Here is a 15,487-nt window from a genome sequence, read left to right as displayed (position 1 = left end):
ACCTTGCAGACTCACCGATGGTCGACAGGCGAACAGACCGAGGATCGCTTGATCACAGGTCCTTGGACGAGGACCTCGTCGTGATCGACCTGAGAACCTCCGAGTTGCTCGAGCAGTAGATCGATGGCCTTTGCTCCCATGTCCCAGTGAGGAATGCCGACCGTGCTCAATCCCAGTTGGGGAGCAACGTTTGGGTCATCGTCGTATCCGACGATGGATACATCTTCAGGGATCTGCAGCCCCAACCGGGCTGCGGCGATGAAGACGCCAGCGGCGACACGGTCGTTGGCGCACATGATTCCAGTCGGCCTGCCACTCGAAGCGAGAACCGCTGCACCTGTCTCAAGGCCTCGGTCTATTTCCCATCCACAGGTGAGGACTCGTGGACGGATGCCAGCCTCCGCCATGGCGGTGTTGAAGCCTTCCAAACGTCGATGGGTAGCGATGAGGTCAGGCGTCCCAGCCAAGTATGCGATGTTGTGATGGCCAGCCTCAATAAGGATCTTTGCAGCACGATAGCCGCCTCGGACCTCATCGGTAATGACGCACGCCGTTCCGTGCGTGGGATCGATGGCGTTCAGCAGGATGTTGCACTCGGATCGGAATGAGTCTGGGGGAGACCACGGGCTCAAACCTTCCGCCGCAAAGATGAGCGCATCGACCTGGCGATCCTGGAGAGCAGAGATGGCATGCTTCTCCTGGTTCCGATCATTTTCGGTGCCTATGACCAGGAGGAGATAGTCCTCTTGCGCGGCCCGCATCGTTGCCCCGCTGATCATCGCGCCGCCGAATGCCCCCGAGAGGATTGAGTCAGTGACGACTCCAACAGTGTGAGTCGTGGAATTCCTCAGGCTCCGGGCCAGGCGATTGGGCCGATATCCGAGTTGTTGTGCTGCCCTTCTGACAGCTTCTTGATTCTTGACGGACACGATCCCGTCGGCGCGGCCATTCAGTACGACGGAAACAGCGCTCCGTGAAACTCCCGCCAGTTTCGCGACATCGTAAGAAGTGACCCTCTTGTTCATCTACGGACTCCAAGGTCTCGAGCTGTGTTGAAAGTGCAGTGGGATCGACGTGGTGGGGCTTCCTCCCGAGTCCGTGTCTCAGCCAGGTGTAGTGGCTGAATCGTCACTTGGTGAAGTGGCTACCAGTCCCTCGCGAAAGAGCATCTGACATCGCTACCAAGTGATCGTATCAGTGCCGGTGAGCCCAGACGGTTGCGTCAGTGCAGACATAGCCCTTTTGTCGGATCTCACCTCGGTAACGCCTCGTGAGCGTCAAGGAAGAGTTGGCGACGTTTGGAGCTTGCGGTGTCGGCGACTGCCAAGGAACAGTTCGCATCTGCACACCCAACTTTGCGGACGATCACGAGTTAATTGCGGGCATTCGGAAGGGCTTGGGCGAGTGGGCTTCGTCTCGGGTCTTGAGTGCGCTTGATGCGGTCTTCCCCATGTCGTCACCGTGGGCTGTACCTGAATTTGCCAGATGCGTTCGTGGCCAGTGGACCCGGCAACAGCCCTGCTGGGGGCCGGTGTCCTTCAGGGAGCACTGAGCCGACGCATTCGAATGGTGGTGATGGCATCTTTTTGTCTTGGCCCGAGTTTAGTCGCATGGTGCAGTTTTCGCGTGGATGTCATCCTGCATGGGTATGGAGTCGATGGTCACGCAGTAATCGATTCGTATCAGTGAGTAGCGTGGCTCCCAATGCGGATACTCCGGTCGGAAGTGGACAGGTGAGGCCGACCACCTTTTCTCTGGTGGACCACGACGGTGCTCGGCGGGGCAACCACGACCATCGTGGTTGCCCCGCCGACATCTGGGGTAGCGCGTCAGTTCTTCTCGAACGTGAGGGCCTTGAAGTCCTCGGTCTGCTTCTTGATACCGGTCTCGGCGGGGAACCTCTCGATCGAGGATGCACCGTAGAATCCCATGATGCCTTCAGTGTGGTCGAGGATGTATTGCGCATCTTCCGGGTTGGCGATTGGACCACCGTGGCACAGGCAGAGGATGTCGGGGTTGACGGATCTGGCCGCGTCGGCGAGCTCTTGCACCTTGGCAGCCGCGTCCTCGATGGTGAGGGCAGTCTTCGCACCGATGGTTCCGGAGGTCGTCAGACCCATGTGGGGGACGAGAATGTCGGCGCCAGCTCGAGCCATGTCCTTGGCCTGGTCAACGTCAAACACATAGGGCGAAGTGACGAGATCAAGATCGTGTGCTGCCTTGATCATGTCGATCTCCAAGCCGTATCCCATTCCAGTCTCTTCGAGGTTTGCGCGGAACGTTCCGTCGATGAGACCGACGGTAGGAAAGTTCTGGACGCCCGCGAATCCTGCGTCCTTGACCTGAGTCAGGAATCGAGGCATCACTCGGAAGGGATCGGTTCCGTTGACACCGGCAAGAACGGGAGTGTGGGTGACAACCGGGAGCACCTCATTGGCCATGTCCATCACGATCTCGTTGGCGTCACCGTAGGCCAGAAGGCCTGAGAGGGATCCCCGTCCGGCCATGCGGAATCGTCCTGAGTTGTAGATGACGAGCAAGTCGATCCCGCCCGCCTCGGCGGACTTTGCCGTGATACCAGTTCCTGCGCCACCACCGACGATGGGATTGCCCTCGTCGACCTGCTTGCGGAATCTGTCCAGAATTTCAGTGCGGTTCATCGTGATGTTCCTTTCTAGTCAGTACTGGTTGATGAGTCCATGAAGAGCTTCGGCCATCGCCTTTCCGAACCCGGGGTCATTGATGTTTTGATCACGGGTGATGACGGTGGCAGAGGTGCCCTTGAGACCGTCTCGGACCGCCTTGAACAAGGCTTCGTCGGCAATCGGGTCGTGGAAGTCTTCTCCGGCGAGATCGATCCCCGAGACTCCCTGGGCCGGGATGAAGACTTGGACAGGTCCGCGAGCCGCTGCGGCATTCTTTGCGATACGGTGACCGAGTTCCGCCATCTCGCTCTCGTTGGTCCGCATGAGAGTGACCGTCGGGTTGTGCAGGTGCAGTTTACGGGAGATGTAGCGCTGCGGAACAGTGTCGGTGGGGCCGAAATTGACCATGTCGAGAGCGCCGAGGCTGATGACCTGAGGTATTCCTGCTTCGCTGGCAGCCTCCATCCTGTGAGGTCCGGCAGAGAGCACGCCACCGCAGAGTTCGTCGGCGAGCTCGGTGGTTGTGAGGTCGCACACTCCTGCAAGGAGGCCGGACGATGCGAGCTTGTCCATGGCCTTGCCGCCGGATCCTGTGGCGTGGAAGACGAGAACCTCGTATCCGAGGTCGGTCAATGTTTGGCGGGCCTCATCGGCGGCAGGCGTCGTCAATCCGAACATCGTCAGACCGATGACCGGCTTGGCACCAGGAGCGCGGCCTTCCACCCGGGTTTTCTCATAGGCGGTCGCCATTCCTGTGATGGCAGCTGCGGCATTCGAGAAGACCATTCGGAAGACTGAGTTGATGCCTGCGACATCAACGACTGAATACATGAGGGTGACGTCGGTCTGTCCGACGTAGGGGCCAACGTCCCCCGATGCCATCGTGGAGACCAAGAGTTTTGGGAATCCTATTGGCAGAGCTTGCATCACCGGTGCTGCAACGGATGAGCCTCCAGACCCGCCAGCGGACAGCAGTCCATGAATCTTGCCAAGGTCCGCCAGTTTCGATGCGATGGCTGAGGCGCCACGGCCCATGACGTCCATCATTTCTCCACGGTCATGGCGTGCGCGGATCTCAGCTGGTGATTCCCCTGCTGCGCGAATGACGTCATCAGGTGAGTAGTCGGCCATCGGGCTGGTGGAGAATGAGCCAACATCGATGGTGACTACGTGGTCACCACGGGCGAGGACATTCTGGCGTAGCCAGTCGAACTCATCTGCCTTGGTGTCCAAGGTTCCTAGCAAGGCAATTGTGGCCATGAACACTCCTTCGTGATCGTGTGTGTATGACCTTAATTCGGCGTTTTTCACCGGGCCGGGCCACTTGAGCCCAATTGGCCCGTGGGTCGTAGCCCTGCTTGCCCTGAGGAGTGATACTTCGGGTGTGGTCGTCAGAGTTGACCCTGCAAGTCTGAGTCGAATGCTGGGGGACTGGAGTCAGCAGGGAGAGGTTCTTCCGGAGGCACTGGCTACCGCTCTGTTGGAGCTCATCGATGCCGGGTTCCTCCCGGCTGGTGCGGTTTTGCCGTCGCAACGAACGTGTGCTGCGACCCTTCAGGTGTCGCGACATACCGTGGCAGAGGCATTTGGGATTCTTGAGGCCTCAGGCCACATCGCGGCTCTCGTCGGGTCAGGGACGCGGGTGAGGTCGGGCCGTGCGGCAGTGCGGACCGATGGCAGGCTGTTCTCGTTCAGTGACGCCGCGTCCGGGGTGGTCGATCTGTCAACGGGGGCACTACCGGCATCAGAGGTCGCAAGACGACTGCTATCGGAAAGCCAGGTAGGGCTCGACGTCTACTTCGACACCGACGGGTACTTCCCTGCCGGACTGCCCGTATTGCGGGCGGCACTCGCGGACCGGCTCACCCGTGACGGAATTCCGACGACTCCACAGCAGATTCTTGTCACCAACGGTGCTCAGCACGCGAGCCACCTTGCATCGCAGCTTCTGGTCTCCGCTGGTGACATGGTTCTGGTTGAGGAGCCAACTTACCGGGGCGAGCTCTCAGAATTGCGACTGGTTGGGGCCCGTGTGGAGACCGTCCCTCTCACGGAGGGCGGCCTCGATCTTGGGCTCGTCGAGCGTGGATTGCGACGTGCGCCGGTGATGCTGTACTGCCAGACGAGCATCCACAATCCTACGGGGCTGACGATGTTCTCGAGCAATCGAACGGCGTTGGCCGGACTTCTTGAACGTCATGGTGTTCCTGTGGTCGAGGACTGCTGTTCATATGATCTGACCGCATCAGGGTCGCCAGCTCCGATGCTGGCAGGGGAGATGAGTGATGACCTGGTGATCACAGTCGGGACGTTGTCGAAACTGTTCTGGGGTGGTCTGAGAATCGGATGGCTTAGAGCCAGCCAGACGCGGATTCGTCAGTTGGTAGAGCATCGTAAGGCGGAGGATCTCGCCGGCCCCATACCAACCCAGATGGTAGCGGCCAATCTGTTGACGCACGTGGAGGAAGCGCGTATGGAGCGTCGGTCGTTCCTTCAGGCTGGACGCACAGCGACGTGTGAAGTTGTCAACGGTGTGTTCCCGACGTGGGCATGGGCTGAGTCCCAGGGCGGTACAGGGTTGTGGGTTGATACTCATACTGATTCCCAAGCCCTTGCTGAAGCTGCGAAACGGGTGGGAATTCGTCTGGCTCCTGGGCCGGGGTATTCGGCCTATGACGGACAACGGACAATGTTGCGACTGCCGGTTTGGCATGAGCCGGAGATGCTTGAGGACGCGCTGAGAATGCTTCATCAAGCGGCTCCGGGACGGTGGCAGCAATGATATTGCTCGTCGTTGAGTGGACCGGGCCATTCCGACAGCAGAATTTCGACGGCCCCTGGATGAGGGACAGCCGGGTGCGGATCTCGAGGGAGACGACTTGAGGATGACGCCGGGGTTGGCTCGATCCGTTGTCGGTGACCAGTCGCGTGGTGCGGGTGATGCCGTGTGCGGCGAAGAACAGCCGTTCCTAGTGGAGGAACCCGATCGTGGGGAGGCGGTCTTGTCCTCGCAGGCCTCGGTGTAGATCAGTCAGGACAAGCCGTCTTCCACGGAATGGAGGTCAGGTGTACCCGGCCCTCTGCTTGCTGACCGTTGTGCTTGTCCGGGACAAATCAGCGGCTGCGATGGTGGGAAATGCTGCGTCTGAGACGTTGGCCTTCGTTGAGGAGTCGGAATTGCGCCCAGAGGTCCATCAACCCATTCGATGCTGAGGCGCCGGTGGCCCCTACAAGCCGCGAGATCCGATGCCTGACGACTACAAGGGTTTGAAGTGCTGAGCCCGATGGTTCTTGAACGAGCTGAGTTCATCGATGACGGCCATGTCGTACGGTCACCAGGCAGTGCTCGGGCCGATTCATCGAGTCGTTGAGGTTGTCCTCGCTGGTAGGTGGCGGTCGACCTCACGTGCCCACGGTCGCACTCCCCACACCGTCAACAACCACATGAGCCGCAACAGCTAGTGAGAGCTTGGCCGGGATGCTGTAGCTGGACCGACATGTGCGGGTTTTGACGAACTCACCCGCGTGATTGACGCAGAAGTGTTCGACTCTTTCCAGGGCTCCTTCCACGCCGAGGTCGCAGCGCAGCAGGGGAGGGAGCCCTTGCCGTCGAAGACCCGGCCGCAGCCTTACTGACATGCTCGTCCGGCATCTCGTACCTCGTCATCGCGTGCCAGCCTGACCGTCATCGGGAATCCGAGTGGCTCCCCACGCTGGGCTGTGAGGTATCTGGGATGTTTTCAAGCTTTTGCTCACCAGTCGCATCAGTCTGTTCCACTCCGTATGAGCGGTCATGCGGGGCACAGACCGGACCGGACAGCCTGCAGCCCCGGGAGTGGGAGTACACAACACAAGGCTCGTGCGACTGAGCCACATCGGAAACTGCACTGGGTTGCGGTGAGGAGGGCAATAATCTTTCTTCAACGCGTGGGCGGGGTTGCAGTACTCTCGCGAACGATAATTTTTGGTGAGATAATGCGAGCGTCGTGGGTTCCTAAGTCGTTCAATGTAGCAATGCAGAGTCGCCCCAGCGCGGCAAAGTCCTGACGGATTGTGGTCAGGGGCGGATCGAATTGTGCGGCGAACTCGTGGTCATCGAAGCCGACAAGGCTTACGTCCTCCGGTACTCTGATCCCCCGCTTTCTAAAAGCTCGCATAACGCCAAGTGCCATGAGGTCAGAAGCTACGAACACGGCGGTCGGTGGATCCGCCATCGCCGCGATCTTCTGCCCAGCCTCAAAACCGCTTTCGCCCGACCAGTCTCCGAAGATTGGCTCGCTGACCCGAAGGTTTCGGGCCTCCAGCTCAGACTTCCAGCCCAGCAGCCGGGCTCGGCCTTCCAGCCAATCCTGACCACCCGCCACGTGGCCAATACTGTCGTGACCAAGGTCGGCAAGATGCCCTACGGCCATACGTGCGCCCTCGGCTTGGTCCTCGGAGATAACGGTTGCGTGAGGCAGCGAGGTAATGTCTGCTGCAAGAACGACAATGGGAAGTGCGCTGGCCCACCCCGATTCGCCGATCATCTTCAGAGCCTGCTCTGCTTCGTGAACAATTGGTGCTATTACTATTATTCCGTCTACGAACGTCTCTCGGAATGAGTCGAGGGTGGCTTTTAAGGATGCAAATGAGTCCCGTTCCTCAACTGAGAGGAGCAGGTGTTTTCCCGCTTCACGGGCCGCAGTCTCGATTCCGTGCAATACGCCCATGGGGCCATAGCGCCAGGACGAGTGGGTGACCACGCCGATGGCGCCCGCCTTGGCCGTTCTGAGGGCTAGCGCCGCACCATTGCGCCGATAACCCAGTTCGGCAATTGCAGCCATCACGTGTGAGCGCGTGTTGTCGCTGACCGCCCCGGTGTTGTTCACGACTCGCGAGACGGTCTGATATGAACACCCAGCTAGTCGAGCCACGTCGTGCAGCCCTGGGCGGCGAGTATTACCTGAAGGGTCCATGCGATGGACTGTAGCGGTCAGAGCCAGTCGCATGCGTATCTGAAACCCTTGACAAGCTGACAGTGAACGTTCACAATGATGGCAGGAGGGTCCAGACACCCAAAGTTGCGGACCAGTCCAACTCAAAGGAGAGGCATAGTGAAACGACGGAGTTTTCTTATGGCTGCCGGGCTAGCCGCAGCGGCATGCGGTGTAGGGGGATGCAGTGTAGAGACAACTAGCAATGGGACCACCAATAGTGAGGTCGCGAGCAAGGCAGAAACCGCTCTGAAAGAGGTCCAGGGGAAGGTTCTGAGCAAGGGCCCCAACGGTGAGGATCCTTCAAAGGCAAGCACCGTGGAGCTGACCGATGCTGAGATTGCTCAGGTTAAGGACTACGGAGCCACTGCTGCCATCGTCATGCATTACGCCGGAAACGACTGGGCCAGAGCTCAGATCGCTGGACTCAAGGCCGAGTTTGCACGTCTAGGCGTCGAGGTAATTGCTGTCACCGACGCAAACTTCAATCCGGGGCAACAGGTCTCCAATATCGAGACGGTACTAGCCAAGCGTCCGGACATCGTTGTCTCGATTCCCACCGACCCGGTCGCTACTGCTAGTGCGTTCAAAAAGATCACTGAGAGCGGCGCAAAACTTATATTCATGGACAACGTTCCGTCCGGCCTCAAAGCCGGGAAGAACTATGAGTCAGTGGTCAGCGCCGACAACTACGGAAATGGTGTGGTGTCTGCCCACCTCCTGGCGAAGTCGTTGAACGGTTCAGGTGAGATCGGCGTCATCTATCATTCGGCTGATTTCTTCGTCACGAAGCAGCGTTATGAGGGCTTCCGAAAGACGATTGAGCAGACTTACGGCGACATCAAGATTATCAAGGCACAGGGGATTGCTGGCCCGGACTTTGCCGGCGATGCCCAAAAGGTGGCCGACGCCATGATTAGTCAGACCCCGAACCTTGCGGCCATCTGGGCGGTGTGGGATGTGCCGGCGGAAGGGGTTATGGCAGCTGCCCGCTCGGGTGGTCGTAGCGATCTCAAGATCGCCACGGAGGATCTAGGAATGAATGTTGCAATAGCTCTTGCGCAAGATCAGCTTGTGGTGGGGTTAGGGGCGCAACAGCCGTATCAGCAAGGAGTGGCTGAGGCTCGTATCGGTGCGGGCGCCCTGATCGGAAAGAAGAGTCCTTCATACGTCGCCCTCGAGGCCCTGCCCGTCACTCACGAAAATGTACTTGAAGCGTGGAAGCAGGTTTACAACGCTGAGCCGCCAGCAGATCTCCAGAAAGCGATGAGGAAATGAACGCCACCGCGAATCATCGTGAGGCCAGCGATGAGCCGCTGGTCCGGATGGCTGGAATCTCTAAGTCTTTTTCCGGCGTTACGGTGCTGGATTCAGTCGATTTCGAGGTGCTGCATGGCGAGGTCCATGCCCTGGCCGGTGGCAATGGTGCTGGTAAGTCCACGTTGATGAAGATCCTGCAGGGTGTTTACTCGTTGGACAAGGGGTTAATCCAGATTTCCGGTAAGGAGCAGCACTTCGCCAGTATTCAGGATGCGAAGAGTTCTGGCATTGGTATGGTCTTCCAGGAATTTAGCTTGGTGCCAACACTTACCGTCGCCCAAAATATCTTCCTGAATGCGGAGCCTCGATCAGGGGGTGTGATCAATGACGCGGCAATGGTTAAACGTGCGAAAGAACTCTTTCAGAGGATGCAGGTTGCCATCGATCCGACTGCCGAGATGTCATCGTTGCCCACCGCATATTGGCAGTTGACAGAGATTGCTAAGGCTCTTGCCGAGGACGCACAGATCCTCATCATGGATGAGCCAACGGCATCCCTTTCGCAGCATGAGGCAAATTCACTGTTTGAGCTCATTGGCAGACTCACGGATAGCGGGATGGGTGTTGTCTACATCTCCCATCGCATGGAAGAAGTATACCGAATTGCTGACCGCATCACGATTCTGCGTAATGGGAAGCGGCTGTTGACTTCAGCAATGAACGACATCACTCCCGAGAAGATTGTGGAGAGCGTAGCGGGCAAGACCGTGGATTTGGTTGACACCCCGCACCGATCCTGCCCACAGGCCCCAGTTGTACTCGCGGTCGAGGGGATCGCATCCGACAATGGACTGCACGACATAAGCTTCGAAGTACATGAGGGCGAGGTTGTTGGCCTGGCCGGGCTGATGGGGTCTGGTCGTACGGAACTTGTGAGAGCGCTGTTCGGTGTTGACCAGATCACCTCCGGAACGGTTGCGGTTGACGGCAAGTCAGTCTCCGTCAGGAATCCGCAAGATGCGTTGGAAAATGGCATTGCCCTTGTCCCGGAGGACCGGCGGTTGCAGGGTCTCGTCTTGCCCCACTCGGTCAACAGCAATCTTGAGCTCCCGCATCTGCGCGAGTACTCAAAAGCCGGCTGGCTAAACAAGCGTGGACTCGCGACCCTTTCGAGTGATTTGATTGAGAAATTCAACATTCGAGTTGCACGTCCGCACAAGCCTGCTGCACTACTATCCGGTGGAAATCAGCAGAAGATTGTGTTGGCCAAATGGCTTAGCCGAGATCCGCGAGTGCTGCTGATGGATGAACCTACTGCCGGTGTTGATATCGGGACCAAAGCGGAGATCATTGAAATGGTTCGTTCGTTTGCTGCAGCCGGTCATGCAGTGGTCGTTATTTCGTCTGAATATCCGGAACTTCTCGCCATGAGCAACCGGTTACTACTGATGCGCAATTCCACGATCAATAAGGAGGTGGATCGGTCCGCTGTGTCCGATGAGCAGTCCCTTGAGCTTGTCATCCAAGGAGTGACTACCCATGCCTGATTCATCTACCGCCGCCAAGCGCTCGGGGCGATTCACTTTTGACTGGCGACGCGATATTATTTACGTAGGATTCGTCGTTGTTCTCTTGATTTTCTCGATACTGCTACGCGACCAAGGATTTCTTTCGACGGCTAGCTTTTGGAATATCCTGCGGCAGGCCGCCATCGTCTCCGTTATCGCTGTGGGCATGACCTTCGTCATCGCTGCCGCGGAGATTGATCTTTCGGTGGGATCTGTGGCCGGCCTTGCCAGCGTTGTCACGGCGCTAGCTCTCTCGCACTTCGGGCTTATCGCCGGAATTCTCGCAGGAATCCTTCTTGGCGTCGTGATTGGTTGTGTCAATGGTGCACTGGTCGCGTTTGCTAGAATTCCGTCCTTTCTCGTGACATTGGCGATGATGGGGATTGCCTTCGGGGCCGCGCAGTGGGTCACCGACTCTGCGCCTGTACCTATTCTGGACATGACGTATATAGCAAACTTCGGTGGAGGCAGCATTGGGCCAGTCCCGGGACTGATTATATGGATGATTCTCTTTGTCGCGGTAGGTAGTGTCGTGCTTAAAAAGATGCGCTTTGGCCGTCAGGTTATGGCCACTGGCGCGAATAATACAGCCGCAGAATACTCCGGAATTCGGACCGCACGAGTGCGCTTTCGCGTCATGTTGTTGTGCTCCGTCAGCGCCGCCATTGCGGGAATGCTCTACGCTGGCCGACTTCAATCTGGTCGCTTCCAATGGGGTGCCGGAGACGAGATGAACGCCATTGCTGCAGTCATCTTAGGCGGCACCGCTCTTTCGGGTGGACGGGGGTCCGTGATCGGTACCTTCTTCGGAGCACTCCTCATGGCAACCATCAACTACGGCCTAATCCTGGCGGGTCTTGACACTTCTCAGCAGCAGATCATTCGCGGCGTGATTATCATCCTCGCCATGGCGCTGGCTCGTAGGGACTAGCAACTTTTCATATTCGTTTGTGAGAGTCGAATTCAGAAGAAAGGAAAAATCATGGGAAAGACCATGAGTAAACGTCCGGTATCTATCGGTGACGGCGCATTCAAGGTCGATGACACCACAGCGTCGCTGTACGGTGGCGCAGTGCATTATTGGCGGCTCGATCGCGATAAGTGGGAATCCATCCTTGACTCGGTTAAGGACATGGGATTCAACATGATCTCGATCTACATCCCCTGGGAAATCCATGAAGTAGAAAAAGGAGTATTTGATTTTTCCGGAAACAAGGATATTGATGCCTTTTTGACTCTTTGTGAGGAGAGGGAACTCAATATCGTAGTTCGTCCTGGTCCGCAGATCAACTCGGAACTGACTTGGTTTGGCTATCCAAAGCGGATTCTGGAGAATGAAAATCTTCAGATGCGTAATGCCAAGGGAGGCCGGACCGTCCTCACTCAGGTGCCGAAGCCAATCCCTGCAGTGAACTACGCCTCGGATGAGTTCTTTGAAGAGACTGCACTCTGGTATGACGCAATCTGTGAGATTCTGGCTCGTCACTGCCATCCCAAGGGCAACATCGTTGCTGCTCAGGTTGATAATGAGATGGCCTACTTCTTCTGCATCAACGCCTACGCGGCTGACTACAGCGACGACTCCCTGTCTCAGTACCGCTCGTTCCTGCTTGAGAAGTACGGCAGCTTGACGAACCTGAACTCCGCTTACCGGACGAATTTCGCAGCTGAAAGTGAGATTGAACCGCCACGGCGATTCGAGGCCATGACACAGCATGAGATTCCTCGGTACGCCGATTGGATTGAATACCGCGAAGAATACCTCATCACGTCGATGGATCGCCTCGCCAGCATGATGCGTGAGCGTGGCTTGGACAAGATCGCTCTGTTCCACAACTACCCTCACCCCCTCGGCCCTGGCGGCGCTGCTTCGGGCTTTACCACCCCGTTCAACATCGCCCGGTTGGAGGAGAAGCTCGACTTTGTCGGTTTCGACATCTACTCGCGCAAGGAGCTCTACAGCCACGTCAAGACCGTGGGTTCATACGTTGTAGGCACGAGCCGGTATCCCTACATCCCGGAGTTCATCGCTGGAGTCTGGCCTTGGTACCTACACCCGGGCAATCTTGCCGACGAAGAATTCGTCACCAAGGCAGCCCTCATGCAGGGCATTAAGGGATTCAGCCGGTACATGCTTGTCGAGCGCGATCGTTGGCTTGATTCTCCAATTCGTCGTGACGGGCGTGTTCGTGAAGACCATGCAGCCATGTTTGGCAGCGCCAACCGTATGCAGTCCGACGGGGGATTCGCGTCGTTGCGCCGGGATGCTCAGGTACTGCTGTTGGCCAACCGCGAATACGATCGCCTCGAGGCCGCGGCTGTGCTGGTTTCCTTCCCCGGTGATTTCCTCGAGACTCCGTCGGGATTCAGTGAGTACGCGAATCCGCTCACCATCAGCGAGGAACCGCTGGGCTTCGATGAGCCGGTTCAGCTCCGCAAGGGTCAGGCTTTTGGAGCTTACTTCGATGCACTCATGAGCAGCGGGAATGACTTTGTCATCTCCGATACGGCGCTTGATCCGGCACGTTGGAAGGGGCGTCGAGTGATCGTCGTGCCCACGCTGGATTACCTTGACGCTGAACTGCAACAAGCACTGGTGGATTTCGTCAGCCAGGGCGGAGTTGCTGTAGTTGGCCCGAAGCTGCCTGAGTTCGACTCGCTCATGCAGCCATGCACCATTCTCAAGGACGCTGTCGAAGCAGCCGACGCAGGTTGGTTTGTCCTGGATGACGAAGCCAACGCGAGTGCTCTTGTTGACGCTGCATGTGCGAAGGCTGGGGTCCTGCCTGTTCGCAGTAACGATTCTCGTCTTGACGTTGTTGTTCACCGCGATCTTGAGTCGGATGACCGTCGGGTGGTCTTTGTTGCGAATCCGACAGCCGAACAGATTGATGCGACGATCGAGCTGCCATTTTCTGTCAACAGCGCCACCGAGCTGTGGTGCAACACTGAAGCGCAGTTCGACGGCAATATATTGACAGTGCCGATGCCGCCTTACTCCATCAACATTTATGACTGCTTCTTGCAGGGATGAAAGGAATTTAGAAATGCTTCATGGCGATGTCTTGATGGCTGACCTTGATGTAGATCAATGGCGTAATGCGCAAGATCTACTGCTGTGTTCAGCAAAAGAATCACGGAGAATTATCTGTCTTCTCGAAAAGGGAAGCGTAGTGAAATGCCGTCACACTCAGGGATTGGAAGTTAAGGAGCCACCGGCTCAAGTCGCCGACTTGCCTAAAGCTGCCAAAGCGCTGTTCGAGGCGAATAAGCAGGATGTCGACTTCGTTCTCGTGGCTGAGCGCGATGCAATGGATGAGTACTTCGCCGAGTACCAAAACGCTTGGTCCGCGGATGAGGATCTGGACGTATACGTGACGCGTAGCTGGACACTCCTGGCCGATAAGTACGTTGATTCCATTTGTACGGCTCCGACGCCTGCTGCGCAAACTCTTGGCCTCCAGTGGAAGCTTGGCGCGTCGCACGACGAAGTTGCCGCCGCTGCTATGTCGTTCGTACGGCCAAACAGTACGGCGGTGCTGGCAGTTCACGATGACAATGCACTGTGGGCCAGTCTGATCCTTAAGTTTGATGGTGACCACAAGATTATTTCAATCGGCACCGCAGACCCGAGCCTCGTTGATATTCACGGAGATCGAGAAAGCGTAACGAATCGTCTGGTTGATTTTGCCAATGAGCGGGAAGGAAATGTCAGCCTCGTCATGAGTGCCACTCGTGATGCCGCAGAACGATTCTTGGCGGCTGACGACAAGGGAGCGGTGTTGTCCGAACTCAGCGACAGCATTTCTGTACAGCGACTACCGCAGCGCTAGTACGTCTACTCGAAGGGGACGTTGGTGGGGATACAGCATGCTGTATCCCCACCAACATTGTGAGCTCATCATCGCCTGTCACCCGAGCCGCTTGATTGGACGGATCGTTCATCGACTCTCATCTTGACGACGGCCTGCCGCTACTTCGCCCCACACAATCGACAACCTCACGAGCCGCAGCATCGAGACTAGCTTCAGCCTGGTGACTCATCAGTCGACGCTGTTCGTATGGCCGGAACGCGATGGTCTCCAGAACTGGTGGAGGGTAGGAATACACTCAATCACGTTCTCCGAAGTACTAGGTGCGCGTGGCGCAGGAGGCTGGCAATGGTTCCCATCAGCAGGAGATGTGACGGGCCGAGCTGAATAGGACGATCTGGCTCGTGGGCATAGAACTGGGCTTCGTAGTCATTTTGGTGCTGCAACACGCATTCGTCTCCTGGATTTCCCAACGGTCAGGAGAACTCACGGCATAGTCCATGCCGACGACCGTGAAGTGCTTCATCGGCGCTGTGATCTTCGCATACTCGCGGAGCGGCTCTCTTTGTTGGATCTTGGCTGGACTTCGTCTCACGCACCAAAGACAGCCGATAGGCGCCGTCCTTGATCCTAATGATCGATGATTGCCCAGCCCGGGTTATAGTCCCCGAGTGGAACGGGGTGCGGAACTTGTCGTCCGGCTCGTGAACAGTTTGACCTCCTCATGGCCATCCAAATAGTTGACGAACGGTTTCTCCATAACCGAGCCAAAGGACACTTGATTGAATATGTCTTCTCCTTGTCAGTCATCTCGTAAAGCTAATGTATCAAGCGGTCCGTCTTCTCGATCCCGTCAGTTTTCAGTTCGCGAAGTTTGCAAATTCTGCCATCAATTGGCTCGTACTGAATCCCATCGATGAGAGTGTAAGCGAGCTCTTTTACAATGCATTCGGTGGCCATCTTGATGTCGTCATTCAAGCGGTTCAGGAACTCACCCACATGCTGCGAGGTCAGAAAAATGTCAGTGGTCGTTCGGGGCAGTGAAGTCGATTCCTGGAGCTTCAAGACGGTGTCTGGCAGCGGATAGCACTCTTTGAGTACTTTGTCACGGAGCCAAAGAACCAAGCCCTTCGGGGCACCACGGGTGATCTTCAGCCCAGCGCGGGGTGACCTGAATGTCGATCGGATCAATCTGCGGGCCTCCTTGATTCGGAGTACGCAGGGCTGCA

At 57.2% G+C, this 15,487-nt stretch carries 10 protein-coding genes; 6 read left to right on the top strand and 4 right to left on the bottom strand.

All coding sequences use genetic code 11. The annotated features are described in order from the left end of the window. Positions 1-11: 11 nt before the first annotated feature. From ACSJJT_RS02620 to ACSJJT_RS02610, 3 genes are all read right to left on the bottom strand, one after another. Positions 12-1,025, bottom strand: coding sequence for a LacI family DNA-binding transcriptional regulator (locus ACSJJT_RS02620; protein ID WP_435916794.1), 1,014 nt, complete (start codon positions 1,023-1,025; stop codon positions 12-14). A gap of 804 nt (positions 1,026-1,829) precedes the next feature. Beyond that, entirely contained in the window at positions 1,830-2,660 is an 831-nt protein-coding gene (locus tag ACSJJT_RS02615; protein ID WP_435916793.1) for a phosphoenolpyruvate hydrolase family protein, read from the bottom strand. Between the two features lie 18 nt (positions 2,661-2,678). Beyond that, positions 2,679-3,905: a Tm-1-like ATP-binding domain-containing protein gene (locus ACSJJT_RS02610; RefSeq protein WP_435916792.1), complete on the bottom strand. Its 1,227-nt coding sequence runs from the start codon at positions 3,903-3,905 to the stop codon at positions 2,679-2,681. 124 nt (positions 3,906-4,029) lie between these two features. Between ACSJJT_RS02610 and ACSJJT_RS02605 the strand changes: the two genes are divergently transcribed. Continuing rightward, complete coding sequence (locus ACSJJT_RS02605; protein ID WP_435916791.1) at positions 4,030-5,427, top strand: aminotransferase-like domain-containing protein; 1,398 nt, start codon at positions 4,030-4,032, stop codon at positions 5,425-5,427. 1,138 nt (positions 5,428-6,565) lie between these two features. On the opposite strand, the gene ACSJJT_RS02600 is transcribed toward ACSJJT_RS02605, so the two are convergent. Beyond that, on the bottom strand, positions 6,566-7,600 hold the full coding sequence (locus tag ACSJJT_RS02600) for a LacI family DNA-binding transcriptional regulator (RefSeq protein ID WP_435916790.1): 1,035 nt from the start codon (positions 7,598-7,600) through the stop codon (positions 6,566-6,568). Positions 7,601-7,936: 336 nt separating this feature from the next. On the opposite strand from ACSJJT_RS02600, the gene ACSJJT_RS02595 reads away from it, so the two are divergent. From ACSJJT_RS02595 to ACSJJT_RS02575, 5 genes are read left to right on the top strand one after another with little or no spacing between them, the layout of a single operon-like run. Further along, the gene (locus ACSJJT_RS02595) at positions 7,937-8,896 is read left to right on the top strand and encodes a substrate-binding domain-containing protein (protein ID WP_435916789.1); all 960 of its coding nucleotides are present in this window, start codon (positions 7,937-7,939) and stop codon (positions 8,894-8,896) included. Further along, the gene (locus ACSJJT_RS02590; RefSeq protein ID WP_435916788.1) at positions 8,893-10,425 is read left to right on the top strand and encodes a sugar ABC transporter ATP-binding protein; all 1,533 of its coding nucleotides are present in this window, start codon (positions 8,893-8,895) and stop codon (positions 10,423-10,425) included. The genes ACSJJT_RS02595 and ACSJJT_RS02590 overlap by 4 nt, the downstream gene beginning before the upstream one ends. Continuing rightward, entirely contained in the window at positions 10,418-11,377 is a 960-nt protein-coding gene (locus ACSJJT_RS02585) for an ABC transporter permease (protein WP_435916787.1), read from the top strand. Before ACSJJT_RS02590 ends, ACSJJT_RS02585 begins: the two co-directional genes overlap by 8 nt. A 51-nt stretch (positions 11,378-11,428) precedes the next feature. Continuing rightward, complete coding sequence (locus tag ACSJJT_RS02580; protein ID WP_435916786.1) at positions 11,429-13,480, top strand: beta-galactosidase; 2,052 nt, start codon at positions 11,429-11,431, stop codon at positions 13,478-13,480. A gap of 13 nt (positions 13,481-13,493) precedes the next feature. Beyond that, entirely contained in the window at positions 13,494-14,279 is a 786-nt protein-coding gene (locus ACSJJT_RS02575) for a hypothetical protein (RefSeq protein ID WP_435916785.1), read from the top strand. Positions 14,280-15,487 lie beyond the last annotated feature (1,208 nt).

It is taken from the genome of Cutibacterium nasicola (genome assembly GCF_051303185.1).
Lineage (GTDB): Bacteria > Actinomycetota > Actinomycetes > Propionibacteriales > Propionibacteriaceae > Cutibacterium.
This window is presented reverse-complemented; position numbering and strand designations above follow the sequence as displayed.